This window comes from Streptomyces sp. NPDC004838 (assembly GCF_053600955.1).
The window spans coordinates 63,746-89,141 of sequence record NZ_JBSGAW010000015.1 but is presented as its reverse complement, the minus strand read 5'-3'; the positions used below and the strand labels follow the sequence as shown (position 1 = coordinate 89,141).

Genomic DNA, 25,396 nt, shown 5'->3' with positions numbered 1-25,396 from the left:
CTCCTGTAGCGAGAGAGTGACGGGGAGAGCCCGGTCGGGTGACCTGCGCCGTGGCCACGCGCCGGGCCCCGCCGTAACCACGCGCCGGGCCGCCGGGCCACGGCTCCCGCGCCCTCCCCTGGACGGACGGCGGACAGGCAGCCGGGCAGCCGGAAAGGCCGGCCCGCAGGAGCGTTCCCGCGGACCGGCCCGCCGCCTCCGTGAGCGAGCGCCTCCGTGAGCGAGCGGCCTCGGGCCCCCGCCGGAGGCCCGGAGCCGCTCGCCCTCAGTTCGCGCCCACGTACTGGCGCAGATGCTGCGCCGTGAGCGTGTCCGACGACGCCACGAGATCCGTCGGCGTACCCGTGAACACGACCTGACCGCCGTCGTGCCCACCGCCGGGACCGAGGTCGACGATCCAGTCGGCGTGGGCCATCACCGCCTGGTGATGCTCGATGACGACGACCGTGTTCCCCTCGTCGACCAGCCGGTCGAGGAGGGCGAGCAGCTTGTCCACATCGGCCATGTGCAGACCGGTGGTCGGCTCGTCGAGGATGTACGTCGAGGACTTCTCCGCCATGTGGATGGCGAGCTTGAGCCGTTGGCGCTCGCCGCCGGAGAGCGTGTTCAGCGGCTGGCCCAGCCGCAGATACCCCAGGCCGACATCGCTGAGCCGGCCCAGGATGGCGTGCGCCTGTCCGCTGGGGAAGAACTCGTACGCCTCCGCCACCGACATGCCCAGCACCTCGCTGATGTTCCTGCCGCGCAGCAGATACGTGAGCACCTGCGGGGTGAACCGCTTGCCCTCGCACTCCTCGCACACCGAGGCCACCCCCGCCATCATCGCGAGGTCGGTGTAGACGAGTCCGAGCCCATTGCAGTTCGGGCAGGCGCCCTCCGAATTGGCGCTGAAGAGCGCGGCCTTGACGCCGTTCTCCTTGGCGAAAGCCGTGCGGATCGGGTTGAGGAGACCGGTGTACGTCGCCGGGTTGGAGCGGCGGGAGCCGCGGATCGGCGACTGGTCGGCCACGACGACCCCTTCGCGGTCGGCGAGGTAGCCGTGGATCAGCGAACTCTTGCCGGAGCCGGCGACTCCGGTGACGACGGTGAGGACTCCGAGGGGGATGTCGACACTGACGTTCTTGAGGTTGTGCAGATCCGCGTCCTTGACGGACAGCTGTCCCCGCGGAGTGCGGACCGTCCCGCGCAGGCGCGCCCGGTGCTCCAGATGACGACCGGTGAGCGTGTCGGAGGCCCGCAGTCCGGCGACGTCGCCGCTGAAGCAGATCTCGCCGCCCGCCTCGCCCGCTCCCGGACCGAGGTCCACCACATGGTCGGCGATCGCGATCACCTCGGGCTTGTGCTCGACCACCAGGACGGTGTTGCCCTTGTCGCGCAGAAGGAGCAGCAGTTCGTTCATGCGCTGGATGTCGTGCGGATGCAGCCCGATGGTCGGCTCGTCGAAGACGTAGGTCACATCGGTGAGGCTGGAGCCGAGGTGGCGCACCATCTTCACACGCTGCGCCTCGCCGCCGGAGAGCGTGGAGGCGGGCCGGTTCAGGCTCAGATAGCCGAGCCCGATCTCGACCAGGGACTCCAGGAGCTGGCGCAGACTCGCGAGCAGCGGCCCGACTCCGGGGTCGCTGATGGTGCGGACGAAGGCGGCGAGGTCGCTGATCTGCATCGACGAGCACTCGGCGATGTTCACTCCGTCGATCCTCGAGGAGAGGGCGGCTTGGTTGAGCCGGCTGCCCTCGCACTCGGGGCAGTCGGTGAAGACCACCGCGCGGTCGACGAAGGCCCGGATATGGGGTTGCAGCCCCTCCCGGTCCTTGACCAGCCAGCTCCGCTGGATCTTGGTGACGAGTCCTTCGTAGGTGAAGTTGTTGTTGCCCACCTTGACCTTGACGGCCGACTTGTGGAGGAAGTCCTCCCACTCCTGGGCGGTGAAGTCGGCGAGCTTCTTGTCGCGGTCGTAGAAGCCGGAGGCGACCATGATCGACCAGGGCCAGGAGTCGACGGCGTAGCCGGGAACGAGGATCGCCCCCTCGTTCAGCGACTTCTCCCGGTCCACGATCTGGTCGATGTCGATGTCCGACACCTGCCCGAGCCCCTCGCACCGGGGGCACATGCCCTCGGGCACATTGAAGCTGAAGGCTCCGGAGGTGCCGATGTGCGGGGTGCCGAGGCGGCTGAAGACAATCCGGAGCATGGTGTACGCGTCGGTGGCGGTGCCCACCGTGGAGCGCGAGTTCGCGCCCATGCGCTCCTGGTCGACGACGATGGCGGCGCTCAGATTGTGCAGTCCGTCGACGTCGGGGCGGCCCTGGCTCGGCATGAACGACTGGATGAACGCCGTGTAGGTCTCGTTGATCAGCCGCTGTGATTCGGCGGCTATGGTGCCGAAAACCAGGCTCGACTTGCCGGATCCGGAGACTCCGGTGAAGACCGTCAGGCGACGCTTGGGCAGATCGATGTCGACATCGCGGAGGTTGTTCTCACGGGCTCCTCGGACCTGGATCACGGTGTGGCTGTCGGCGGGGGACGGCTGACTGCCGGGCCCGGCAGTGGACATGGGGATTCCCTCTTCCTGGCGTACTGGCGACGGCGCGGGCCTCCCGGTCACCGGCCGAAGGCGACCCGCGGGGAGGCAGACCCCCGAGCCTACGAGAACTCATCGCGGACCGTGGCTCCCGGCAGCCTGCCCGACCCCGACCCCGGCCCCCACCTCGCTCCCGCCCCCGCCGCGCACCGATGCTCGCCCCCGCCCCCGCCGCGCTCCCGTGCCCGCTCCGTACGCCCGCGCCGCCCACGACGGCGACCCGCGGTCCGCCCATGCGCGCGTCATGGCGGCCCCCGCGCCCGGGGGACGGGCCCGGACGCGGGGGAAGAGGGTGGAAATCAGCCGGTCAGCTGCTCATAGGCGGAGAGCGTCAGGAAGTCCTCGTACTCCTCGTCGAGCGCCACCTTCAGCAGCAGATCATGGGCCTGCCGCCAGTTGCCCGCCCCGAATGCCTCGTCGCCCAGCTCGGCGCGGATCGCTTCGAGCTCCGTCGCCGCGATCTCACGGGCGAGTTCCGGGGTCGCGCGCTCGCCGTTCTCGAAGACGACGCCCGCGTTGATCCACTGCCAGATCTGGGAACGGGAGATCTCGGCGGTCGCCGCGTCCTCCATGAGATTGAAGATGGCGACCGCGCCGAGGCCGCGCAGCCATGCCTCGATGTAGCGGATGCCGACCTGGACGGCGTTGCGCAGTCCGTCGTACGTGGGCTTCGCGTCGAGCGAGTCCACGGCGATGAGGTCACCGGCCGCGACGGACACGTCCTCGCGCAGACGGTCCTTCTGGTGCGGCTTCTCGCCGAGGACGGCGTCGAAGGAGGCCATCGCGATCGGCACCAGGTCGGGGTGCGCCACCCAGGAGCCGTCGAAGCCGTCGGCCGCCTCGCGGTCCTTGTCGGCCTTGACCTTCTCGAAGGCGACCCTGTTGACCTCGGCGTCGCGCCGGGAGGGGATGAAGGCCGCCATACCGCCGATGGCGTGGGCGCCCCGCTTGTGGCAGGTCCGGACGAGGAGTTCGGTGTACGCCCGCATGAACGGCGCGGTCATCGTCACCGCGTTGCGGTCCGGGAGGACGAACCCGGGGCCGCCGTCACGGAAGTTCTTGACGATGGAGAACAGATAGTCCCAGCGGCCCGCGTTCAGCCCGGCCGCGTGGTCGCGCAGCTCGTAGAGGATCTCGTCCATCTCGTAGGCGGCGGTGATCGTCTCGATCAGGACGGTCGCGCGGACGGTGCCCCGAGGGATGCCGACGTACTCCTGCGAGAAGACGAAGACGTCGTTCCACAGTCGCGCCTCCAGATACGACTCCGTCTTCGGCAGATAGAAGTACGGGCCCTTGCCGAGGTCCAGCAGCCGCCGTGCGTTGTGGAAGAAGTAGAGCCCGAAGTCGACCAGCGCGCCGGGGATCGCGGTGCCGTCCTCCGCACGCAGGTGACGCTCGGTCAAGTGCCAGCCGCGCGGGCGCATCACCACCGTCGCCAGCTCGCCGTCGGGCTTGAGGGCGTACGCCTTGCCGGTGCGCTCGTCCGTGAAGTCGATCCGGCGCTCGTACGCGTCGATCAGATTGAGCTGGCCGAGGACCACGTTCTCCCAGGTGGGGGCGGAGGCGTCCTCGAAGTCGGCGAGCCAGACCCGCGCGCCCGAGTTCAGCGCGTTGACCGTCATCTTCCGGTCGGTCGGGCCGGTGATCTCCACCCGGCGGTCGTCGAGGGCCGCGGGCGCGGGGGCGACCCGCCAGGAGTCGTCCTCGCGGATCGAGGCCGTCTCGGGGAGGAAGTCCAGCGTCGAGGTACGGGCGATCTCGGCGCGGCGCTCGGCGCGGCGGGCGAGCAATTCGTCGCGGCGCGGGGTGAAACGCCGGTGCAGCTCCGCAACGAACGCGAGGGCGGCTTCGGTCAGCACCTCCTCCTGCCGGGGCAGGGGCTCGGCTTCGACGACGACGGCCGACGGCGGCTGCGCTGGTGCGGACATGAGCTGTCACTTCCTTCAGCGGACGAGGCAAGCGGTAGAAAATGGATATTAGTTTCCTCATCGTGGAAGTTCAAGGTCTGTTGATATCGAGAAACCGGAGCCGGGCACACCGGGACGCGGGCCTTGCGGCGCGGACGCTCGGCCCTGACCCGTTCCCTCCTGACCCACTCACTCCAGACGGTTCAGATCCCGCGCCGTGTCGATGTCGTACGGCTCGGCGACGTCCCCGCACTCGACGAGTACGAGCGACGAGGCGTGCTCCCGCAGATAGGCGCGGGCTCCCCGGTCGCCCTCCGCGCTCCGCGCGATATCCGCCCACCGGTCCGCGCCGAACAGGACGGGATGGCCGCGCTCGCCCCGGTACGCGGCCGCCGCCAGCGCACTCCGGGAGCCGTACGCCGACCGGACGCGGGCCACCGCCGCCGCGCCGATCCCCGGCTGGTCGACCAGGAGGACCAGCACCGCGTCCGCCGAGGAGCCCGCGAGGGAATCGAGGCCGGCGCGCAGGGACGAGCCCATGCCCTCCTCCCAGTCGGGGTTGTCGACCAGCACACAGGCCGCGAGCCCCGCCGGCGCCGTCTCCTCCCGTACCCGGTCGGCCGCCGCGCCCAGCACCACATGCACCGGCTCGCAGCCGCCCTCGCGCAGTACCCGGACCGCGTGCTCGACCAGCGGGCGGCCCCGGTGCCGCAGCAGCGCCTTCGGTCTGCCGCCGAGCCGCCGCCCGCCGCCCGCCGCCAGCAGCAGTCCCGCGACCACCGGCTCCCCCGGGGATCCCTCCGGCGGCGCTTGCCGCGCCTCGCCCGGCGGTTCGTACGGCAGTCCGCCAGGCGACTCGTTCCGGATTCCCCTCGACGGCTCGCCTGACGGTTCGGCCGAGGGTTCGGCCGACGGTTCGGCCGAGGGGTCGCTCGATGGCTCTGCGATGGGATGCGTCATAGAGACTCCTTACCGCAGACATGGCTGAACCGGGGGTGGTCGACGGCCGCCCGCCGCCCCTCGCGACCGGGCGGGGGAGGGGCGCCGTCGGCCTGGAGAGGGGCGGGTGCCGCCCGGCGGTGGGCCCTGCCGGTGTGCCGGTCCTCGCCGTCAGGGGCGGCGCCGGAGGGTGGATGTCGTACAACCGACATCTCGAATTCCGTCCGCGGAGTGGCGCGTACCACCCTTGATGGCGTTAACTTGCCCGCAACTCTGGGTGGTTGAGTATCGACTGTGAGTCGTCGAGCCGTCCCGGAGGGCGTGTGAGGGGGAGAGCTTTGTTGCGGAGCGTGGGGCAGACGCGGGTGACAGGGAGCGGGGAGGACCCCAGGGCGGCGGAGTTGCACGCCGCCGTGTCACGGCTCCGCCGTGAACTGGCCGCCCACCCCGGCAGGTTCTCCGACCGGGACATCGCGGAGGACGAACTGGCGGTACTGGACGCGATGGTGGCGAGCGGTACCCCCGAGATTCCCCGGATGCGCCGCTCGCTACTGCTGATCGCGGGCGCGATCGGCTCGGTGAGCGCCCTCGTGCCCGGGTTGATGGAGGTACGCAAGGCCGTGGATCTCTTCGGCGAGGTGCCCCGCCAGCGGTAGCCGTGCAGGCTGCCCTTATTTGTGGCTCGGTTCTCCCCCGGACTCCGTCCGGGGGGGGACCCCCACGGGGCGCTGGAGCGTGTGTCGACGGTCGACCGTGCTCGGAACAGGCGTACGCGCGGGAAGCGGCACGGAGCAGACGCGACGCGCCAGGAACGAGGCCGCCGAGACGGTCAGCCCGTGCCGGTGCTCGCCAGTGCCGCCGACAGATCACGAGCGACCTCCTGGAGCACGGGCACGATCCGCTCCGTGGCCTTCTCGGTGACCCGGCCCGCCGGACCCGAGATCGAGATCGCGGCGGCCGTAGGGGAGCCGGGCACTGAGACCGCCAGGCAGCGGACCCCGATCTCCTGCTCGTTGTCGTCCACCGCGTAACCCGTACGCCGTACCAGTTCCAGCGCTTCCAGAAATCCCTCGGGCGTGGTGATCGTCTTCTCGGTGGCGGCCGGCATCCCGGTCCGGGCGAGCAGGGCCCGCACCTCGTCCGCGGGGGCCGCCGCGAGCAGTGCCTTGCCGACTCCCGTGGAGTGCGGCAGCACCCGCCGGCCGACCTCGGTGAACATCCGCATCGAGTGCTTCGACGGCACCTGTGCCACATAGACGATCTCGTCGCCGTCGAGCAGCGCCATGTTCGCCGTCTCGCCGGTCTCCTCGACCAGCCGGGCGAGATACGGGCGGGCCCAGGTGCCGAGCAGCCGGGAGGCGGACTCGCCGAGCCTGATCAGCCTCGGCCCGAGCGCGTAACGCCGGTTGGGCTGCTGCCGCACATAGCCGCTGGACACGAGCGTCCGCATCAGACGGTGGATCGTGGGCAGCGGAAGTCCGCTGCTCGCGGAGAGTTCGCTCAGCCCGACCTCGCCCCCCGCGTCGGCCATTCTTTCGAGGAGATCGAAGGCGCGCTCCAGGGACTGCACGCCACCGCTGTTCGCGGTCCTGGCGGCGTCGGAGGAGGCGGCGCTGGACGTCGGCACGGGAGGCGGGTCCTTTCGGGCGGATGGACAAGGGAGCAGCCTACCGGGCGGCCGTGCCCGGCACATCGCTCTCGGGCCCGGAGTCTTCGCCGGTCAGGGGGGTACGTCCGGAGCCGGCGATCGAGTCCGCCAACCCGGCGGCCCCTTTCCGGCGCCCCTGTCGATCCACGCTACCTTCTGCCCTGCGGGATTCCCATTCCGCTCAATGGAAATATTGATGCCTTGACGGTCCGATCGTCACCGGCGAGACTCCTTCAACAGTTCGTTGAAGGAGTGGTCGGCAGAGGGAGCGGCGGGGTGGCCGGGCGGACGGTACGGATATGAACGAGGTGACCCTGGTGCTGCGTTCGACGCGAGTGGTCACCCCGGAGGGCACACGGCCCGCCTCGGTCGCCGTCTCGGGCGACCGGATCACGGCCGTACTCCCGTATGGCACGGAGACGCCGACGGGGGCCCGGCTGGAGGACGTCGGCGAGCACGCCCTGCTCCCCGGACTCGTCGACACCCATGTTCATGTGAACGACCCCGGCCGGACCGAGTGGGAAGGCTTCTGGACCGCCACCCGCGCGGCGGCGGCCGGCGGCGTCACCACCCTGCTCGACATGCCCCTCAACTCCCTTCCGCCCACCACCACCGTCGGCCGGCTGCGCGCCAAACAGGACGCGGCACGGTCCAGGACACACGTCGACACCGGCTTCTGGGGCGGCGCGGTCCCGGACAACGTGCGGGAGCTGCGACCCCTGTACGACGCCGGGGTGTTCGGCTTCAAGTGCTTCCTCTCGCCGTCCGGCGTCGAGGAGTTCCCCGAACTCGGCCCGGACCGGCTCGCCCGGTCGATGGCCGAGATCGCGGACTTCGACGGACTGCTCATCGTCCACGCGGAGGACCCACGCCACCTCGCCTCCCAGCGGTCCGGGCCCCGGTACGCCGACTTCCTGGCCTCCCGCCCCCGGCGCGCCGAGAACACCGCCGTCGAGCGGCTGATCGCGCAGGCACGCAGATTCGACGCCCGCGTCCACATCCTCCATCTCTCGTCGGGTGACGCGCTGCCGCTGATAGCCGCCGCCAAGGACGACGGCGTACGCGTCACGGTCGAGACCTGCCCCCACTTCCTCTCCCTCACCGCCGAGGAAGTCCCGGACGGGGCGACGGAGTTCAAATGCTGCCCGCCCATCCGGGAGGCCGCGAACCGGGAATCGCTCTGGTCGGGCCTGGCCGACGGCACGATCGACTGCGTCGTCTCCGACCACTCGCCCTGCACCACCGAACTGAAGACCGCCGACTTCGCCTCCGCCTGGGGCGGCATCTCCTCACTGCAACTCGGCCTCCCCGTGATCTGGACACAGGCACGCGCACGCGGGCACACCCTCGACGACGTCGTCCGCTGGATGTCCACCGGCCCCGCGCGGCTGGCCGGGCTCGGCCGCAAGGGCGCGATCGAGGCCGGACGGGACGCCGACTTCGCGGTCCTGGCCCCCGACGAGACCTTCACCGTCGACCCGGCCCGGCTCCACCACCGCAACCCGGTGACGCCGTACGCGGGCCGGACCCTGTACGGAGTCGTACGCGCCACCTGGCTGCGCGGCAGACGCGTCCAGGGGAACGGGACCCTCACCGCGCCCGTCGGCCGACTTCTCGAAAGGAACGACTGAGCATGTCCGTCCCTTCCGGCCCCGCCGTCCCTCCCATCTCTTCTGTCCCTCCCGTCCCTCCCGTCCCTCGCTTCACCGGTGACGCCCGTCCGTACGGCGGCGGCGACCCATACGCCGACTACCGCACCGCGGACTTCCCCTTCGCCCACCACACCGACCTCGCCGACCGGCGGCTGGGCGCGGCGGTCATCGCCGCGAACGACGAGTTCTTCGCCGAACGCGAGAATCTGCTCAAGCCCGCGGCGGCGGAGTTCGACCCCGGTCTCTTCGGCCACAAGGGCAAGGTCATGGACGGTTGGGAGACCCGCCGCCGCCGAGGCGTCCATGCCGAGCACCCCCACCCGGCGGACGACGACCACGACTGGGCGCTCGTACGGCTCGGCGTGCCCGGAGTCGTACGCGGCATCGTCGTCGACACCGCGCACTTCCGGGGCAACCATCCGCAGGCGGTCTCGATCGAGGCGACCGCCATGGGCGGATCGCCGTCGCCCGGCGAACTTCTCGCGGCCGGCGTGCCGTGGACGGTGCTCGTCCCCCGGACGGCCGTCGGCGGACACGCGGCGAACGGCTTCACCGTCGCCGTCGAGCGCCGCTTCACCCACCTCCGCGTCAACCAGCACCCCGACGGCGGCATCGCCCGGCTCCGTGTGTACGGCGAGGCCGTCCCCGATCCCGGATGGCTCGCCGCGCTCGGCACCTTCGACCTGGTCGCGCTGGAGAACGGCGGCCGGGTCGAGGACGCGTCCGACCGCTTCTACTCACCGGCCACGAACACGATCCGGCCGGGAGCCTCCCTCAAGATGTCCGACGGCTGGGAGACGCGCCGCCGCCGCGACAAGGGCCATGACTGGATCGGCTACCGGCTGGCCGAGCGGGCCGAGATCCGCGCGATCGAGATCGACACCGCGTATCTCAAGGGCAACAGCGCGGGGTGGGCGAGCGTGTCCCTGCGGGACGGGACGGAGGGCCCCTGGACGGAGGCGGTGCCGCGGACGCGGCTGCAGCCGGACACCAACCATCGCTTCGTGCTGACGGTTCCCGTCCTCGGGAGCCGGGCCCGCGTCGACGTCTATCCCGACGGGGGCATCTCCCGGCTGAGGCTCTTCGGAAGTCTCACCCCCGATGCCGAGGCCCGCCTGCGGGCACGCCACCGCTCCCTGACCGACTGACACGGTCCGTCTGACACGGTCCGGGCGCGCCCTGGCGGGAGGCCGACCGCACGGATTGCCCGACGTGGGGTCGGACGGAACGATGAGTTTCGAGGCGACGGAGGGTCTGTACCGGCGACCTCGTTCCCACCTCCGCGACAGGAAAGCGCAGGCGTAGCCCATGGCTCTCTCCGTGACCACCTTCCTCACCCTCGACGGCGTCATGCAGGCCCCCGGCGGCCCCGAAGAAGACCCCAGCGGCGGCTTCGACCTCGGCGGATGGTCCGTTCCCTACGGGGACGAGGATTTCGGCGCGTTCATGACGGAGGTCTTCGACCGGGTGGGCGGATTTCTGCTCGGGAGGCGTACGTACGAGATCTTCGCCGGGTACTGGCCGAAGATGACCGACCCGGCCGACCCGATCGCCTCGCGGCTCAACTCCCTCCCGAAGTACGTCGCTTCGCACACGCTGGAGAAGGCCGACTGGGCCGGAACCACCATCATCAGGGGCGACCTCGTCAAGGAGGTCGCCGCGATCAAGGAGCGTACGGACGGAGAACTCCAGGTCCACGGCAGCGGTGCGCTCGCCCAACACCTCATGGCCCACGATCTCGTCGACACGCTCCATCTGCTGACCTTCCCCGTCGTCCTCGGCAAGGGCCGCCGCCTGTTCGCCGAGGGCGCGGTCCCGACCGCGTTCCGGCACACCGGGGCCCGGCTCACCGGCAAGGGCGTGGCCATCCACACCTACGAACTCGCCGGCCGACCGGAGTACGGCTCCTACTGATCAAGCTGATCAAGCTGATCAGGCTGATCAAGCACCGGGGCGCTACTTGCAGTTGTCGGCGGCCAGTACCACCGCGACGCCCGCCACCGCGATCACGATGTTGGTGAAGAGTCCGTGGTCCTTCATGAAGTCCACGTGGTCCGTGAGGAAGCGGGTGAAACCCATGAAGCTGAACCAGCCCGTCAGCTCCCGGAGCACCCCGGCCACGCCCAGGATCGCCAGCACCGAGCCGATGGTCTCGAGAATCTTCTTCATGCGGCCGATCGTCGCTCCCCGCGCGTCGGCGGCGCGTCGGCCCTCGGAATGCGATGCGTGATCCAAAGTCTGAAGTTCGCCGACTTTGGTAGCTTCCCGCGGCCGGGGAGCGGCGCTATGGTCCCCGGTTGCGTAACTTCGTCGGTATGACGCGTACGGAGTACCCCTGGCTGCTCCCGTCGGCCATGGCGGACCCGGACTTCTTCGACCCCGAGCCGGTGGGCGGGCAACGGGGCGAGGAGGCCGGCCGCCGGTGGGGCAGGCCGCGGCGGACCGTGCGCGACTGGGCCGTCGACATCACCGCCTTCCTCTTCGCCGCGTTCTTCGGGCTGATCGCGACCGAGGTCAGCGAACAGGTCAACAGAGACCATCCCGTCGTGCTGTTCGACCAGTTGGCGGGGGCCGCCGCCTGCTGCGCGCTCTGGCTGCGCCGCCGCTGGCCCGTGCGACTGGCGGCCGTCCTGGCCGTCGTCACCGTCGCCACACCGGCCGCGGCCGGCGCTCTCCTGGTGAGTCTGTTCAGCCTCGCGGTGCACCGGCCCTTCCGGCCCGTCGGGATCGTCGGCGCGCTGGCACTCGTACTCGGCGCGATCCAGCCCTTCGTACGCCCCGACCCGGACTCCACCGTTCTGGCGTCGGTCATCACGGGCGTGATCGCCCTCCTGATGGTGACCGGCTGGGGCATGCTCGTGCGCTCGCGGCGGCAGCTCATCATCGCGTTCCGCGAGCGCGCACGGCGGGCCGAGACCGAGGCGGAACTCCGCGCCGAGCAGGCCCAGCGGCTGGCCCGTGAGGCCATCGCGCGGGAGATGCACGATGTGCTCGCGCACCGGCTCACCCTGCTGAGCGTCCACGCGGGCGCGCTTGAATTCCGGCCGGACTCACCGCCCGCCGAGGTGGCGAGAGCCGCCGGAGTGATCCGCGACAGCGCACACGAGGCGCTTCAGGATCTGCGCGAGATCATCGGTGTGCTGCGCGCACCCGACGAAGGGGACGGCGCCGACCGGCCGCAGCCGACGCTCGCGACTCTGGACGCGCTCGTCGCCGAGTCGCGTGAGGCCGGGATGAAGGTCACCCTCGACAACCGCATCCACGATCCGGCCACCGTCCCCGCCGCCATCGGGCGCACCGTGTACCGCATCGCCCAGGAGGGCCTGACCAACGCCCGTAAACACGCGCCGGGAGCCGAGGTCACCGTCGAGGTGCGCGGCGGCCCCGGCGACGGGGTCGTCGTCGGCATCGGCAACCCCGCCCCGGAGGACCACGTCGAGCCGGTGCCCGGATCCGGACAGGGGTTGATCGGGCTGACGGAACGCGCCACCCTCGCGGGCGGCAGGCTGGAGCACGGATCGACTGGTGACGGCGGTTTCCGTGTGCGGGCCTGGCTACCGTGGGCGGCATGACTATCCGGCTGCTCGTCGTCGACGACGATCCCCTCGTACGCGCGGGACTCTCCTTCATGCTCGGCGGGGCCGACGGCCTGGAGATCGTGGGGGAGGGGGCGGACGGCTCCGAGGTCACCGCCCTGGTCGAACGGCACGCCCCGGACGTGGTGCTGATGGACATCCGGATGCCGAAGGTCGACGGGCTGACCGCCACCGAGGAACTGCGCCGTCGGCCGGGCGCGCCCGAGATCGTCGTGCTCACCACCTTCCACGCCGACGAGCAGGTGCTGCGTGCCCTGCGGGCCGGGGCCGCCGGGTTCGTACTGAAGGACACCCCGCCCGCGGAGATCGTCGCCGCGGTACGCCGGGTGGCGTCGGGCGATCCCGTACTGTCACCGGCCGTCACCCGGCAGTTGATGAAGCATGTGGCGGACCAGGCGCGGGCGGCGCACGGCCGCGGGGCGGACCCCCGCAGAAGCGCGGCGGCGGGCCGGATCGCGTCCCTCGCCGAAAGGGAGCGGGAGGTGGCGGTCGCCGTCGGCCGGGGCCAGTCCAACGCGGACATCGCGGCGGCCCTCTATATGAGCGTGCCGACGGTGAAGACGCATGTCTCGCGCATTCTCGCCAAACTCGGCCTCAACAACCGGGTCCAGATCGCGCTCCTGGCGCATGACGCCGGTCTGCTGGACGAGGAGCCGGAGGCCGGGCCCGCCTGAGTGCCGTCCCCGCACGGCACCCCCATGCGGCCTGGGTCCGGGCCCGGACCCAGGCCGCAGACTCGGACCGGAGCCCGGAGCCCGGAGCCCGGACTGCGGACTCGGACCGGAGCCCGGACCGCTGCGCACGCCTCACCTCCGGGACCACACCGCGCGGTCAGCCGACCCGGATCTCCTCCACGCGCACCGGCCTCCGTTCCCGCCGTGACACCTCACACGCCTCCGCGATCCGCAGCGCGGCCAGCGCCTCCCGCCCGTCGCACGGATTGCCGGTCTCCCCGAGCACCATCCGGACGAACGCGTCCAGCTCCGCCTCGTACGCGGGCGCGAACCGTTCCAGGAAGCCCGGCCACGGCTTGGCAGCGGGCGGCGGGCCGTGCGGCTCGGTCGAGCTGATCGGCGTACGGTCGTCGAGGCCCACCGCGACCTGGTCGAGTTCGCCGGCCAGTTCCATCCGTACGTCGTAGCCCGCGCCGTTGCACCGCGTCGCCGTCGCCGTCGCGAGCGTTCCGTCGTCCAGGGTCAGCAGCGCGGCGGCCGTGTCCACATCGCCCGCCTCGCGGAACATCGTGGGGCCCGCGTCCGAACCGGTCGCGTACACCTCCACGACCTCACGCCCCGTCACCCAGCGCAGAATGTCGAAGTCATGGACCAGGCAGTCCCGGTAGAGGCCGCCGGAGAGCGGCAGATACCCGGCGGGCGGCGGCGCGGGGTCGGAGGTGATCGCGCGTACGGTGTGGAGCCGGCCGAGCCGCCCCGAGCGCACCAGCTCACGGGCCACGCCGTACCCCGTGTCGAAACGGCGCATGAAGCCCACCTGAAGCTGGGTGCCCGCGGACTCGACCTCGTACAGCGCGCCCAGCGTCCCCGGCAGATCCACCGCGATCGGCTTCTCGCAGAAGGCGGACAGCCCGGTGCGGGCCGCGCGTCCGATCAGCTCCGCGTGGGCGGCGGTCGCCGAGGCGATCACCACGGCGTCCACACCCCAGGCGAAGATCTCATGGGCGCTCGGCGCCGCGGTCGCCCCCACCCGCTCGGCCACCGCCGCCGCGCGCGCCGGGTCGGCGTCCGCCACGACCAGCGAACCCACCTCCCTGTGCCGGCTGAGCACACCCGCGTGGAAGGTGCCGATACGTCCCGTACCGATGAGTCCGATGCGCATGCGCCAAAAATGGGGTCGAGCCGGCCGCCCTGTCAAGACTTTGTCCTGACAACCGAACTACACGCCTTCCCGTCAACTGGAGAGACGATTACGCTCACTCCGTGCCCAAGCAGCCCAGACCAGAGACGGACACGTCCCTGCCGCTCCAGTTGAGCGTGGATCGCACCAGCCCGGTCCCGCTCTACTTCCAGCTGTCCCAGCAGCTGGAATCGGCCATCGAGCGCGGGGTTCTCATCCCCGGCAGTCTGCTCGGCAACGAGATCGAGCTGGCCGGAAGGCTCGGTCTGTCCCGGCCGACCGTGCGTCAGGCCATTCAGTCGCTCGTCGACAAGGGACTGCTGGTCCGCCGCCGTGGCGTAGGCACCCAGGTGCTGCACCGCCAGGTCAAACGCCCGCTGGAGCTGAGCAGCCTGTACGACGATCTGGAGGCTGCCGGCCAGCGGCCGGCCACGGTCGTCCTGCGCAACACCGTGGAGCCGGCCACCGCGGAGGTCGCGGCCGCCCTCGGGGTCGCCGAGGGCGGCGAGGTCCAGGCGATCGAGCGGCTCCGCTACGCGCACGGGGAGCCGATGGCGCTCCTCGTCAACCATCTGCCCGTCGGACTGCTCCCCTGCGAAACCGAACGGCTCGAGGCCACCGGTCTGTACCGGATGATGCGGACGGCGGGGATCACCCTGCACAGCGCCCGTCAGTCCGTCGGGGCGCGGGCCGCCACCGGGGCGGAGGCGGGCCTCATCAACGAGAAGGAGGGCGGACCGGTGCTGACCATGGAGCGCACCACCTTCGACGACACCGGACGCGCCGTCGAATTCGGATCGCACATCTACCGCGCCTCGCGGTACGTGTTCGAGTTCCAGCTCCTCGTCCGCCCGTAGCCTCTCGGCCATCCTCCCCGCATCTCGGGACGTGCCGCGTGCGTACGCCCACCCGGCGCCGGACGCACCCCTCGCGTACCCCTGGCGCGCCTCCCGCGCACTCCTCGTGAGCCTGCGGACCCCTCGCGCGCGGCTGGACCGCCCCCTCCCCTCACGCGAGACGGTCTGTTACGTCATAATGTCCGGACAAAATATTCCCGATTCCCGGTGACGACCACCCGGAGGCGGCCCCGGAGCGGGCTGTACAGCCGACGGGCGTACGGCGGCGGGAGCCGTGGCGTACGGCCGCACACGAGCCGGGCTCGGGCTTCCTCGGCGCGCCGACGCCCGACGACGGGCCCACACTGAACGGATCCGAACCACACGGCACCGCACATGACCACGCAGCATCACACAGCACCGCACGGCACCACACGGCACCGCATATGCGGCGGCCCCCGCACCCGCTCCCTTCACACGAGCCCCATCCGGGGTACCGGATGGCAGAATCAGAGGGTCCGGCGGGCCGCCCGGCCCCGGACACGACATCCGCCCCCGAGACCCCGCAGGGACATGAGCACCTACCGCGACTTCGCGCACCGCGGCTCCGCCCGCGCCACCGTCCTGCGCACCGTGGGAACGCGTGAGCGGCGCTCTCATCTGACCGCGCCACGCGTCCCCACCGTCGGGATCGACATCGGCGGTACGAAGGTCATGGCGGGAGTCGTCGACGCGGACGGGATCATCCTGGAGAAGCTCCGTACCGAGACGCCGGACAAGTCCAAGAGCCCCAAGGTCGTCGAGGACACGATCTGCGAACTCGTGCTGGACCTCTCGGACCGGCACGACGTGCACGCCGTCGGCATCGGCGCGGCGGGCTGGGTGGACGCCGACCGTTCGAAGGTGCTGTTCGCTCCGCATCTCGCCTGGCGCAACGAGCCTCTGCGGGACGCCCTCTCGGCCCGGCTCGCCGTACCCGTGCTCGTCGACAACGACGCGAACACCGCCGCCTGGGCGGAGTGGCGCTTCGGCGCGGGCCGGGGCGAGGACCATCTCGTCATGATCACGCTCGGGACGGGCATCGGCGGCGCGATTCTGGAGGACGGGCAGGTCAAGCGGGGCAAGTACGGGGTCGCGGGTGAGTTCGGGCATATGCAGGTCGTGCCCGGCGGGCACCGCTGCCCCTGCGGCAACCGCGGCTGCTGGGAGCAGTACAGCTCCGGCAACGCGCTGGTGCGCGAGGCCAGGGAACTGGCCGCCGCCGACTCCCCGGTCGCGCACAGCCTGATCGACCGGGTCGGCGGCGAAGTCGCCGACATCACCGGGCCGCTGATCACGGAACTGGCCCGTGAAGGCGACGCCATGTGCGTCGAGCTGTTCCAGGACATCGGGCAGTGGCTGGGCGTCGGCATCGCCAATCTGGCCGCTGCGCTCGATCCGTCGTGCTTCGTCATCGGCGGCGGGGTCAGCGCGGCGGACGATCTGCTCATCGGACCCGCGCGGGACGCGTTCCGCCGCCATCTCACGGGCCGCGGCTACCGCCCCGAGGCCCGTATCGCCAAGGCCCAGCTCGGCCCCGAGGCCGGCATGGTCGGCGCGGCCGATCTGGCGCGGCTCGTGGCCCGCCGCTTCCGCCGCGCCAACCGGCGGCGGGTCGAGCGCCACGAGCGGTACGAGCGCTACGCCCAGGTCCTCCGCAACTCCACGGCACCCCGCCCGTCGAGGGGGCAGTAGACGGGGGAGCGGTGAACGGGGGAGCACCCGGCCGGGGGGACTTCAGGGTTCGCCCGTGACGGCCCGCCCCCGCGAGTGCGGGCGGGAGACCCCGTGCACCGGCCCCTACCCCGCCCCCGCCCGGCCCGCCTCCGGGTGGACGGCGCCCTTTCGTTCACCCATGGCCGGCCACCGTCCGCGGAGGGCCCCGCACCGCGCCCCGTAGACTTCAGTTCCGCCTGACCCCACCCAGGAACCGCAGTCATGACCGTGCCCCGCCAGCTCGTGTCCACGGACGAGAGCTTCCGACCGCCCGAAGGGCGTCGGCATATGATCGTCCGCCGGTGGCTGACGGCGATCACCATCCTGCTGCTCGTCGGCGTTCCGGCGGGCTACCTCGTGGTCTCCGCCGAGCAGAGCCGCGACAGCGGGCGGGACAAGGCCGCGGAGTCGTCGGCCACGGGACTGCGCGCGAGCTGGCCGTCCCAGATGAAGCGGCGGGTCTTCGAGGTGCCGATCCCGCCGGAGGCCCAGCGAGTCGCCTACTTCGAGACCAGCAACTGGAAGACCAGCAGGCTGTACGTGCAGTTCACCACGACTTCCGCCGGGCTCGATCTGTTCCTGGAGGAGATCGGCAGCAGCCGCGCCGCGCTCCAGGACGGGGTCGTCGCCATCGGGAAGCGGGACGCCGAGACCGTCGGCTGGGACTTCGCGCCCGGACGGCATCCCTGGGCGGGCGCCGTCAATCCGCAGCCGAGACCGAGACCCACCCAGCACATCACCGTCGACATGACCAGCACCGACCGCCCCAGGGTGTACGTCGTCTCCACCACCACTCCCTGATCGCGGTCGGCTGCCCGCCATAGATCTGCCCCTACGAGCAGGGGGAACCGGTAGCGTTGTACGGACGTGGCCGTACACCCCTGGGGGCAGCCGTGAATTGTCCGCGGTGCGGTGCCACCGTCGTGCAAGGGCCTGACGGCAGCTGGTCGTGCGGAATCTGCGGGAGCGGGGGCGGGGGCGGCTAGTGGCAGAGGGCATTACGCGGGTGATGTGCAGCCGGTGCATGAACCTCACCGGGCTGTCCGGCCCCAACGGGGGGTACGTGTGCGGGCTCTGTCTGTACTCGGTCGAGCCGAACGGGTACAGGCAGGTGCGTGCGAGGGGGCAGAAACGTGCGGCAGAGGCCCGCCGAGCCAGGGCACTCGCCCGCAGGAGAGCCGGGACACCGGCCACGGAGGCCGACCGTGGGCCGGCCGAGCCCGCCGAGCCCGCCGAGCCCGCCGAGCCCACCGAGGGAAGCTGACCCGCCGGCCGCGACGCGGGCCTACCTGAGCGAAGGCGTCTGCACAGCGGTCGCAGGCGGGGCGGCCGGGGCGGCCGGGGTACTCGTGGGCGACCCTGCCTCCGTCGCCGTGGCGCAGGTCCGGGGAGCGCCCGGAGGAGTGCCGGGCGGCCCCCCGAGGCCAGAGCCCACCCAGCACATCACCGCCCCAGGGTGTACGTCGTCTTCACCGCCACTCCCTGATCGCAGTCGGCCGACTGATGATCGACCGCTGGTGATCGAAACCGACTACCGTTGACCGGGAGTGATCGCGGGGGTACCTGCCTCTCCGCACGGCCCCGGTCACTACCGTGGAGCGGGTGAGTGAAACGCAGACGCCCGCGCAGACCCTCCAGTACCGGATCGACGGTCCGGACGACGCACCCGTGCTCGTCCTCGGACCCTCTCTCGGGACGACCTGGCACATGTGGGACAGACAGATCGCCGATCTCTCCCGCGAATGGCGGATCTTCCGCTACGACCTGCCGGGCCACGGCGGCGCCCCCGCCCACCCCGCCACCACGGTCGGAGAACTCGCCGGCCGACTGCTGACCACCCTCGACGGACTCGGCATCCAGCGCTTCGGGTACACGGGCTGCTCCATCGGCGGCGCGATCGGGATCGAGCTGGCGCTGCGCCATCCGCACCGCGTCGCCTCGCTGGCGCTGGTGGCGGCCTCGCCCCGCTTCGGCACCGCGGACGAGTTCCGCCGGAGCGGTGTCATCGTCCGTACGAACGGACTGGAGCCGATAGCCCGCAGCGCCCCCGAGAGCTGGTTCACCGGCGGCTTCGCCGCCTCCCAGCCCGCGATCGTGGAATGGGCCGTCCAGATGGTGCGGACCACCGACCCCGGCTGCTACATCGCCGCCTGTGAGGCGCTCGCGGCTTTCGACGTCCGTGCCGACATCGGACAGGTCGGCGTCCCCACCCTCGTCCTCGTCGGCTCGGAGGACCAGGTGACCGGCCCCGCCGAGGCCCGCACCCTGGTCGCCGGGATACCGGACGCACGGCTCGCACTGGTGCCGGGGGCCTCCCATCTCGCTCCCGTGGAACAGCCCGCCGCGGTCACCGACCTCCTGGTCCGGCACTTCGCCGGAACCTCCCAGGACACCCTGTCCGCGATCCCCGTCCCGCAGCCGACCTCCGCACCCGCGACCTCCGCGCCCGTCGCCCCGATTGCGGAGATCGAGCCCGCCGCGCCCGAACCCGTGCCGTCCGGCCGCCCGGACCCGTACGAGGCGGGGGCGAGGATACGCCGGGAGGTCCTCGGAGACGCCTATGTCGACCGCGCGACGGCGGATGCCGACGGGTTCACCGCCGACTTCCAGGAACTGGTCACCCGCTACGCCTGGGGCGAGGTGTGGACCCGTGAGGGACTGGACCGGCGCACCCGCAGTGTGATCTCGCTGACCGCGCTGGTCTCCGGCGGCCACCTCACCGATCTGGCGTCCCACACCCGTGCCGCCCTCCGCAATGGCCTCACGCCCGACGAGATCAGGGAAATCCTGATGCACACCGCCGTGTACTGCGGTGTTCCGGCCGCGAACGCGGCCTTCGGCGTCGTCAGGACCGTCATTCAGGAGGAGACCACCCCCGGTGCGTAGCAGGATGGGGATATGAAGCTGACCAAGAAGAAACACTCCTGCGTCCGGCTGGAGAAGAGCGGAGCCACCCTCGTCATCGACCCCGGCGCCTTCAGCGAGGAGGACGCCGCCGTCGGAGCCGACGTCGTGCTGATCACACACGAGCACGCCGACCACTTCGACGAGGGCAGGGTCCGCGCGGCCCTCGAGGCCGGAGCCGAGGTCTGGACCCTGAAGAGCGTCGCCGACACTCTCTCGGCGGCGTTTCCCGGACGTGTGCGGACCGTCGGTCACGGCGATACGTTCAGCGCGGCGGGCTTCGCCGTCCAGGTCCACGGCGAAATGCACGCCGTGATCCACCCGGACCTCCCCGTGATCACCAATGTCGGATTCCTGGTCGACGGTTCGATCTTCCACCCCGGAGACGCCCTCACCGTGCCCGACCAGGTGGTGGACACCCTGATGCTTCCCGTGCAGGCGCCCTGGAACAAGATCTCCGAGGTGATCGACTACGTGCGGGAGGTGAAGCCCCGGCTGACGATCGACATCCACGACGCCCTGCTCACCGATCTCGCCCGCCCCCTCTACGACCGGCATGTGAGTACGCTCGGCCGTACGCAGCACGAACGACTGGCCCCCGGCCAGAGCGCCGCCGTCTGACCGGCCCCGGGACCACCGCGGGCCCGGCCCCGCGGCCAGGAACCCGTGCTCAGGCCCGCCCGGCGGCCGTCACGGCGAGACTGTCAGCGCCCGGCACTAGGCTTCATCCCATGCGCATCGCCACGTGGAACGTCAACTCGATCACCGCCCGGCTGCCCCGACTGCTGGCCTGGCTGGAGAGCAGCGGTACGGATGTGCTCTGCCTCCAGGAGGCCAAGTGCACCGCCGAGCAGTTCCCCGAGAGCGAGCTGCGCGAGATCGGCTACGAGTCGGCGGTCCACGCCGACGGCAGGTGGAACGGGGTGGCGCTGATCTCCCGCGTCGGTCTGGAGGACGTGGTCAAGGGCCTCCCCGGCGGACCGGAGTACGAGGGTGCGCAGGAGCCGCGCTCCGTCTCCGCGACCTGCGGCCCGGTCCGTCTCTGGTCGGTCTATGTGCCCAACGGGCGGGAGATCACCCATGATCACTACGCCTACAAGCTGGCCTGGCTGGCCGCCCTCAAGGCGGCGGTGACCGAGGACGCGGCAGGTGACCGCCCGTTCGCGGTGCTGGGCGACTTCAACATCGCCCCCGCCGACGACGATGTGTGGGACCGCTCCGTCTTCGAGGGCAGTACGCATGTCACCGAACCGGAGCGGGCGGCGCTCGCGGCGCTCCGTGAGACGGGACTGTCGGATGTGGTGCCCCGGCCGCTCAAGTACGACCACCCGTTCACGTATTGGGACTATCGCCAATTGGGCTTCCCGAAGAACCGCGGGATGCGTATCGACCTCATCTATGGCAACGGACCGTTCACCGCGGCGGTCAAGGACAGCTATGTGGACCGCGAGGAGCGCAAGGGCAAGGGCGCGTCGGATCATGCGCCCGTCGTAGTCGATCTGGACAACTGATGTCGATCCGGACAACTGATGTCCCCTGACGCGCGTCCTGTAGTGCTGAAGGCTTCAAGGATGCGAGGCTTACCGGTATGAACATCCCTTTCTTGGACAACTGGCTCAAGCGGCACGGCGCCGAAGAGGAGAGAGGCCGTGCCGTCGCGCAGGACGACCCGGAGCGCGCCGCGGCGATCGCCGAATTGTTCGCGGAATGCGAGCTGTTGCGTGTCCGGGTGGAACGGCTCGGGCTTGAACTGGACGACTCTCCCGCCTCCTTGGCCGCGCTGGACCAACTGCCGCCGCGCTGGCGGGACGACCCGGAAGAGCTGCCGTGGATCGGCAACGACGCGGGCCTCTACCTCGGCACCGTGATCGTCCGTACGGTCACGGGTGCTTCCTGGCATGTCTGGCCGGGAGGCCACCCCGTGGTGCGGCTCGCCTCCGGCCGGGAGATCGGCGTGGTGGAGGCGGGTCTGGAGTGGGCGGTCAACGGCGCGCCCGAGCTGTCCCAGGTCTACGCGGAGGCCGCGGAAGCCTGATCCCGCCCCGGACCGCCTCCCGCTCCGGCTCTCCGTCCCGTCCTGCCCGCCGACTTACCGCTCAAATGAACGCCCCGACCCTGCCGACCGCCCCGGGCCTCTGTGTGCCCGGGTCCGCACCCGCACCCGCACCGGTGCCGCTTTCCGCACCGCCCCCGCTTCCGCGCCCTGCTCCCGTCTGGGAGCATCCCGGACCCCGCGCCGCGATGACGGCGAGGCTCGTGCTCCGCGACCTGTGCGGCTCCCGTGTGTACGCCCGTACAGGTGACCGATCCCGAATCCCGTACCTGAGCCGATACTTCGGCCAATAAATACGGCTTATGCCCTATTTATGCGTGTCGCGTGTGAAGTCCCTTATTGGGATGGATAGTTTGCGCTGACATCGACACCAGCGACGAGTGGGGCAGGGCAGCGTATGGCAGTCGTCGATCCGTTGATCGAGCTGCGGGATGTGAACAAGTACTACGGGCGGTTGCACGTTCTCCAGGACGTCAACCTCTCCGTGGGACGCGGGGAGGTGGTGGTGGTCATCGGCCCGTCGGGCTCGGGCAAATCGACCCTCTGCCGCACGATGAACAGGCTGGAGACGATCGAGTCCGGCCGCATCACCATCGACGGAGAGCCCCTGCCGCAGGAGGGGAAGGGACTCGCCAGGCTCCGCGCCGACGTCGGCATGGTGTTCCAGTCCTTCAACCTCTTCGCCCACAGAACCGTGTTGGCCAATGTCTCGCTCGCCCCCGTCAAGGTCCGGGGCCGCAAGAAGGACGACGCGAACCGGCGCTCACACGAACTGCTGGAGCGGGTCGGCCTCGCCTCGCACGCGGCCAAGTACCCGGCCCAGCTCTCCGGCGGCCAGCAGCAGCGGGTCGCCATCGCCCGCGCGCTGGCCATGGAACCCAAGGCCATCCTCTTCGACGAGCCGACCTCCGCCCTCGACCCCGAGATGATCAACGAGGTCCTGGAGGTGATGCGGCAACTCGCCCACGACGGAATGACCATGGTCGTCGTCACCCACGAGATGGGATTCGCACGCTCCGCCGCCAACCGCGTCGTCTTCATGGCCGACGGACGCATCATCGAGGACCGCGCCCCCGACGCCTTCTTCACCAGCCCGGAGAGCGACCGCGCGAAGGACTTCCTCTCCAAGATCCTCAAGCACTGAAGGGGGCGGAGCAACCATGCCGACAACCATGCGCACCCGACGCGTCCTCATGGCCCTGGCGCTCGCCCTGACGGCCGTGGCCTGCGGCAAGGAGGGCAGCCCGCCCGTCAAGGGCCCGCAGCCCGACCGACTGCCGGCCTACCAGGTCGACACCGGCTTCCGGCTCGACGACTCCCCGACCTGGCGCAAGGCGAAGCAGCGCGGCCACTTCGTCGTCGGCGCCAAGGAGGACCAGCCCTACCTCGGCGAGAAGGACCCGGCGACCGGTGTGTACTCCGGCTTCGACATCGAGATCGCCAGAATGGTCTCCGCCTCGCTCGGCCTCGACCCGGCGAAGATCAGGTTCCGTACGATCGCCTCGGCCAACCGCGAAACCGCCCTCCAGAACGGCCAGATCGACTACTACGTCGGCACCTACACCATCAACACCAACCGCAAGAAGCTCGTCGGGTTCGCGGGCCCCTACTACCTCGCCGGACAGTCCCTGCTCGTGAGGGCAGACGAGCACGACGTCGACGCCCGGGACCTCGCCGGCGAACGCGTCTGCTCGGCCGCCGGATCGACCCCGTACCAGCGGATCCAGCGGGACTACCCGAAGGCCGACCTCGTCTCGTACGACACCTACTCCATCTGCGTCGACAATCTGCTGACCTTCCAGGTCGACGCGGTCACCACCGACGACGCCATCCTCATCGGATACGCGGCCAAAGCCCCTGAAGAGCTGAAGATCGTCGGCAAGCCCTTCTCCGAGGAGCCGTACGGCATCGGCGTCCCGCGCCATGACAACGCCCTGCGCTTCGCCGTGGACGACGCCATCGAGGCCAACGAGAAGAACGGCAACTGGAAGAAGGCGTACGACGCCACCCTCGGCCTCTCCGGGGTCCCGGCACCCGAGCCGCCCCCGATCGACCGCTATCCGGCGAGCTGAGAAAGACAGCAGGCAAGGACCGAAGCGCACGACATGAACGTACTGACCGACAACTTCTCCCTGTACCGGCAGGGTTTCCTCGGCACCGTCGAGCTGACCTTCTACTCTTCGCTGCTCGCCCTGGCCCTCGGCTTTCTGATGGCGTCCTTCCGGGTCTCGCCCGTCGCCTCCCTGCGCGGTTTCGGCACCGCCTGGGTGACCGTACTGCGCAACACCCCGCTCACCCTGCTGTTCTTCGCCGTCGTGCTGGGACTGCCGCGCTTCGGAGTGGTCTTGCCCTTCGAACTGTTCGCGGTCCTCGCCCTCGGCTGCTACACCTCCGCGTTCATCTGCGAGGCGCTGCGCTCCGGCATCAACACCGTGCCCAAGGGGCAGGGCGAGGCGGCACGCAGCCTGGGCATGACCTTCGGACAGACCCTGAGCGGTGTGATCCTGCCGCAGGCGTTCCGTACCGTCATCCCGCCGGTCGGCTCCACACTCATCGCGCTCGCCAAGAACTCCGCGATCGCGGGCGCGTTCAGCGTCACCGAACTCCTCGGCACCTACAAGACCCTCAGCGAGCTGGGCTACAACATCGTCTGGACGTTCGTCTGGATCGCCGTGGGCTACCTGATCATCACCCTGTCCATCAGTGCGCTGTTCAACGTGCTGGAGAAGCGCTACGGAGTCGCCGGATGACCGATTCCACCGCCCTCTACGACATTCCGGGGCCGGCCGCCCGCCGACGGCACCGGCTCTACGGGATCGTCTCGACCATCGCCATCCTGGCGCTGTTCGGCTGGATCCTGTACCTCCTCTTCGACACCGGCCAGTTCACCGCTGCCAAGTGGACTCCCTTCGCATACAAGGGAATTCAGGAGCTGCTGCTGAAGGGCCTGGGCAACACGCTCAAGGCGTTCGCGTACGCGGCCGTGCTCTCCATGCTGCTCGGCGGAATCCTCGCCACCGGCAGGCTCTCCGAACACCGGGCCGTGCGCTGGGTCTCCACGGCGCTGGTGGAGTTCTTCCGCGCCATGCCCGTCCTGGTGATGATCTTCTTCATCTTCGTGGCGCTGAAGGTGCAGCCGCTGCCCGCGCTGGTCGCCGGTCTCACGCTCTATAACGGTTCGGTGCTCGCCGAGATCTTCCGTACCGGCGTCAACTCCGTGGAACGCGGCCAGCGGGAGGCCGCGTACGCGCTGGGCTTGCGCAAGACGCAGGTCATGACGCATGTCCTGGCTCCCCAGGCCGTACGTGCCATGCTCCCGGCGATCATCAGCCAGCTGGTCGTCGCCCTGAAGGACACCTCGCTCGGCTATCTCATCACCTATGAGGAATTCCTCCACGCCGGAAAGCTGATCGCGTCGAACCTCGACTACGATTTGCCGTTCATCCCCGTGGTGATGGTGATCTCGCCGATCTACATCGGGATGTGCATGCTGCTCTCCTGGTTCGCCAACCGGCTGGCCAGAAGGCAGCGTCGCGATCCGAAGACCGAGGCCGTGGACATCCCCCCGGCCGAACCAGGGACGCTGCTGTCCGAAGGTCCCCCCGCGACGGGGAGGGCGTAGTACACGGGCGGCAGTTCATGGGGCACGGCCCGAACCCCTCGCGAGGGGA

At 70.4% G+C, this 25,396-nt stretch carries 23 protein-coding genes; 17 read left to right on the top strand and 6 right to left on the bottom strand.

Annotated elements, in window-relative coordinates; genetic code table 11:
• Window positions 1-265: 265 nt before the first annotated feature.
• From ACWEFL_RS18805 to ACWEFL_RS18795, 3 genes are all read right to left on the bottom strand, one after another.
• Entirely contained in the window at window positions 266-2,554 is a 2,289-nt protein-coding gene (locus ACWEFL_RS18805) for an ATP-binding cassette domain-containing protein (RefSeq protein WP_451713619.1), read from the bottom strand.
• 326 nt (window positions 2,555-2,880) lie between these two features.
• Window positions 2,881-4,509, bottom strand: a complete 1,629-nt coding sequence (aceB, locus tag ACWEFL_RS18800) for a malate synthase A (RefSeq protein ID WP_451713617.1) — start codon at window positions 4,507-4,509, stop codon at window positions 2,881-2,883.
• A gap of 168 nt (window positions 4,510-4,677) precedes the next feature.
• Window positions 4,678-5,268, bottom strand: a complete 591-nt coding sequence (locus ACWEFL_RS18795) for a nucleotidyltransferase family protein (RefSeq protein WP_451713820.1) — start codon at window positions 5,266-5,268, stop codon at window positions 4,678-4,680.
• Window positions 5,269-5,765: 497 nt separating this feature from the next.
• Here ACWEFL_RS18795 and ACWEFL_RS18790 point away from each other — a divergent pair, with 497 nt between their 5' ends.
• Window positions 5,766-6,083 (top strand): DUF5955 family protein, encoded by a 318-nt coding sequence (locus tag ACWEFL_RS18790; protein WP_451713615.1) that lies wholly within the window; start codon window positions 5,766-5,768, stop codon window positions 6,081-6,083.
• A gap of 173 nt (window positions 6,084-6,256) precedes the next feature.
• Here ACWEFL_RS18790 and ACWEFL_RS18785 read toward each other — a convergent pair whose 3' ends face one another.
• Window positions 6,257-7,054 (bottom strand): IclR family transcriptional regulator, encoded by a 798-nt coding sequence (locus ACWEFL_RS18785; protein ID WP_451713612.1) that lies wholly within the window; start codon window positions 7,052-7,054, stop codon window positions 6,257-6,259.
• Between the two features lie 320 nt (window positions 7,055-7,374).
• Between ACWEFL_RS18785 and allB the strand changes: the two genes are divergently transcribed.
• The 3 genes from allB (at window position 7,375) to ACWEFL_RS18770 (ending at window position 10,641) form a co-directional block, all read left to right on the top strand.
• Window positions 7,375-8,706, top strand: a complete 1,332-nt coding sequence (allB, locus tag ACWEFL_RS18780; protein WP_451713610.1) for an allantoinase AllB — start codon at window positions 7,375-7,377, stop codon at window positions 8,704-8,706.
• Window positions 8,707-8,708: 2 nt separating this feature from the next.
• Window positions 8,709-9,875 carry an allantoicase gene (gene alc, locus ACWEFL_RS18775; RefSeq protein WP_451713608.1) on the top strand — a complete coding sequence of 389 codons (1,167 nt, stop codon included), beginning with the start codon at window positions 8,709-8,711 and terminating at the stop codon, window positions 9,873-9,875.
• A gap of 160 nt (window positions 9,876-10,035) precedes the next feature.
• On the top strand, window positions 10,036-10,641 hold the full coding sequence (locus tag ACWEFL_RS18770; RefSeq protein WP_451713606.1) for a dihydrofolate reductase family protein: 606 nt from the start codon (window positions 10,036-10,038) through the stop codon (window positions 10,639-10,641).
• Between the two features lie 42 nt (window positions 10,642-10,683).
• Here ACWEFL_RS18770 and ACWEFL_RS18765 read toward each other — a convergent pair whose 3' ends face one another.
• Entirely contained in the window at window positions 10,684-10,896 is a 213-nt protein-coding gene (locus ACWEFL_RS18765; RefSeq protein ID WP_451713603.1) for a hypothetical protein, read from the bottom strand.
• Between the two features lie 146 nt (window positions 10,897-11,042).
• Here ACWEFL_RS18765 and ACWEFL_RS18760 point away from each other — a divergent pair, with 146 nt between their 5' ends.
• Window positions 11,043-12,299, top strand: a complete 1,257-nt coding sequence (locus ACWEFL_RS18760; RefSeq protein WP_451713600.1) for a sensor histidine kinase — start codon at window positions 11,043-11,045, stop codon at window positions 12,297-12,299.
• On the top strand, window positions 12,296-12,997 hold the full coding sequence (locus tag ACWEFL_RS18755; protein WP_451713597.1) for a response regulator transcription factor: 702 nt from the start codon (window positions 12,296-12,298) through the stop codon (window positions 12,995-12,997). Before ACWEFL_RS18760 ends, ACWEFL_RS18755 begins: the two co-directional genes overlap by 4 nt.
• Window positions 12,998-13,154: 157 nt before the next feature.
• Here the strand turns inward: ACWEFL_RS18755 and ACWEFL_RS18750 are convergent, their stop codons facing one another.
• Window positions 13,155-14,159 (bottom strand): Gfo/Idh/MocA family protein, encoded by a 1,005-nt coding sequence (locus ACWEFL_RS18750; RefSeq protein WP_451713595.1) that lies wholly within the window; start codon window positions 14,157-14,159, stop codon window positions 13,155-13,157.
• Between the two features lie 155 nt (window positions 14,160-14,314).
• Here ACWEFL_RS18750 and ACWEFL_RS18745 point away from each other — a divergent pair, with 155 nt between their 5' ends.
• The 11 genes from ACWEFL_RS18745 to ACWEFL_RS18695 all read left to right on the top strand — a co-directional run bounded on the left by ACWEFL_RS18745 (window position 14,315) and on the right by ACWEFL_RS18695 (window position 25,347).
• The gene (locus ACWEFL_RS18745; protein WP_451713817.1) at window positions 14,315-15,034 is read left to right on the top strand and encodes a GntR family transcriptional regulator; all 720 of its coding nucleotides are present in this window, start codon (window positions 14,315-14,317) and stop codon (window positions 15,032-15,034) included.
• 552 nt (window positions 15,035-15,586) lie between these two features.
• Window positions 15,587-16,747, top strand: a complete 1,161-nt coding sequence (locus tag ACWEFL_RS18740; protein WP_451713592.1) for an ROK family glucokinase — start codon at window positions 15,587-15,589, stop codon at window positions 16,745-16,747.
• A 243-nt stretch (window positions 16,748-16,990) separates the two neighbouring features.
• Window positions 16,991-17,569, top strand: coding sequence for a hypothetical protein (locus ACWEFL_RS18735; protein WP_451713589.1), 579 nt, complete (start codon window positions 16,991-16,993; stop codon window positions 17,567-17,569).
• 792 nt (window positions 17,570-18,361) lie between these two features.
• Window positions 18,362-19,654 (top strand): bifunctional 3-oxoadipate enol-lactonase/4-carboxymuconolactone decarboxylase PcaDC, encoded by a 1,293-nt coding sequence (gene pcaDC, locus ACWEFL_RS18730; protein WP_451713586.1) that lies wholly within the window; start codon window positions 18,362-18,364, stop codon window positions 19,652-19,654.
• A gap of 12 nt (window positions 19,655-19,666) precedes the next feature.
• Complete coding sequence (locus ACWEFL_RS18725; RefSeq protein ID WP_451713583.1) at window positions 19,667-20,293, top strand: MBL fold metallo-hydrolase; 627 nt, start codon at window positions 19,667-19,669, stop codon at window positions 20,291-20,293.
• A gap of 110 nt (window positions 20,294-20,403) precedes the next feature.
• On the top strand, window positions 20,404-21,183 hold the full coding sequence (locus ACWEFL_RS18720) for an exodeoxyribonuclease III (protein ID WP_451713580.1): 780 nt from the start codon (window positions 20,404-20,406) through the stop codon (window positions 21,181-21,183).
• 77 nt (window positions 21,184-21,260) lie between these two features.
• Complete coding sequence (locus ACWEFL_RS18715) at window positions 21,261-21,707, top strand: DUF6278 family protein (RefSeq protein WP_451713578.1); 447 nt, start codon at window positions 21,261-21,263, stop codon at window positions 21,705-21,707.
• 415 nt (window positions 21,708-22,122) lie between these two features.
• Window positions 22,123-22,869 carry an amino acid ABC transporter ATP-binding protein gene (locus ACWEFL_RS18710; RefSeq protein WP_451713575.1) on the top strand — a complete coding sequence of 249 codons (747 nt, stop codon included), beginning with the start codon at window positions 22,123-22,125 and terminating at the stop codon, window positions 22,867-22,869.
• Window positions 22,870-22,897: 28 nt separating this feature from the next.
• A complete protein-coding gene (locus ACWEFL_RS18705) occupies window positions 22,898-23,797 on the top strand; it encodes a glutamate ABC transporter substrate-binding protein (RefSeq protein WP_451713814.1) in 900 nt (299 codons plus the stop codon).
• Window positions 23,798-23,830: 33 nt separating this feature from the next.
• Entirely contained in the window at window positions 23,831-24,475 is a 645-nt protein-coding gene (locus ACWEFL_RS18700) for an amino acid ABC transporter permease (RefSeq protein WP_451713573.1), read from the top strand.
• A complete protein-coding gene (locus ACWEFL_RS18695) occupies window positions 24,472-25,347 on the top strand; it encodes an amino acid ABC transporter permease (protein WP_451713570.1) in 876 nt (291 codons plus the stop codon). The genes ACWEFL_RS18700 and ACWEFL_RS18695 overlap by 4 nt, the downstream gene beginning before the upstream one ends.
• The last annotated feature ends 49 nt before the right edge of the window (window positions 25,348-25,396 follow it).

Bases quoted from the DNA above. Each gene is read 5' to 3' on its own strand.
- ACWEFL_RS18805 (WP_451713619.1), bottom strand. From the start codon at position 2,554: ATGTCCACTGCCGGGCCCGGCAGTCAGCCGTCCCCCGCCGACAGCCAC.
- aceB (WP_451713617.1), bottom strand. From the start codon at position 4,509: ATGTCCGCACCAGCGCAGCCGCCGTCGGCCGTCGTCGTCGAAGCCGAG.
- allB (WP_451713610.1), top strand. From the start codon at position 7,375: ATGAACGAGGTGACCCTGGTGCTGCGTTCGACGCGAGTGGTCACCCCG.
- alc (WP_451713608.1), top strand. From the start codon at position 8,709: ATGTCCGTCCCTTCCGGCCCCGCCGTCCCTCCCATCTCTTCTGTCCCT.
- ACWEFL_RS18770 (WP_451713606.1), top strand. From the start codon at position 10,036: ATGGCTCTCTCCGTGACCACCTTCCTCACCCTCGACGGCGTCATGCAG.
- ACWEFL_RS18765 (WP_451713603.1), bottom strand. From the start codon at position 10,896: ATGAAGAAGATTCTCGAGACCATCGGCTCGGTGCTGGCGATCCTGGGC.
- ACWEFL_RS18760 (WP_451713600.1), top strand. From the start codon at position 11,043: ATGACGCGTACGGAGTACCCCTGGCTGCTCCCGTCGGCCATGGCGGAC.
- ACWEFL_RS18755 (WP_451713597.1), top strand. From the start codon at position 12,296: ATGACTATCCGGCTGCTCGTCGTCGACGACGATCCCCTCGTACGCGCG.
- ACWEFL_RS18750 (WP_451713595.1), bottom strand. From the start codon at position 14,159: ATGCGCATCGGACTCATCGGTACGGGACGTATCGGCACCTTCCACGCG.
- ACWEFL_RS18740 (WP_451713592.1), top strand. From the start codon at position 15,587: ATGAGCACCTACCGCGACTTCGCGCACCGCGGCTCCGCCCGCGCCACC.
- ACWEFL_RS18735 (WP_451713589.1), top strand. From the start codon at position 16,991: ATGACCGTGCCCCGCCAGCTCGTGTCCACGGACGAGAGCTTCCGACCG.
- ACWEFL_RS18725 (WP_451713583.1), top strand. From the start codon at position 19,667: ATGAAGCTGACCAAGAAGAAACACTCCTGCGTCCGGCTGGAGAAGAGC.
- ACWEFL_RS18720 (WP_451713580.1), top strand. From the start codon at position 20,404: ATGCGCATCGCCACGTGGAACGTCAACTCGATCACCGCCCGGCTGCCC.
- ACWEFL_RS18715 (WP_451713578.1), top strand. From the start codon at position 21,261: ATGAACATCCCTTTCTTGGACAACTGGCTCAAGCGGCACGGCGCCGAA.
- ACWEFL_RS18710 (WP_451713575.1), top strand. From the start codon at position 22,123: ATGGCAGTCGTCGATCCGTTGATCGAGCTGCGGGATGTGAACAAGTAC.
- ACWEFL_RS18705 (WP_451713814.1), top strand. From the start codon at position 22,898: ATGCGCACCCGACGCGTCCTCATGGCCCTGGCGCTCGCCCTGACGGCC.
- ACWEFL_RS18700 (WP_451713573.1), top strand. From the start codon at position 23,831: ATGAACGTACTGACCGACAACTTCTCCCTGTACCGGCAGGGTTTCCTC.
- ACWEFL_RS18695 (WP_451713570.1), top strand. From the start codon at position 24,472: ATGACCGATTCCACCGCCCTCTACGACATTCCGGGGCCGGCCGCCCGC.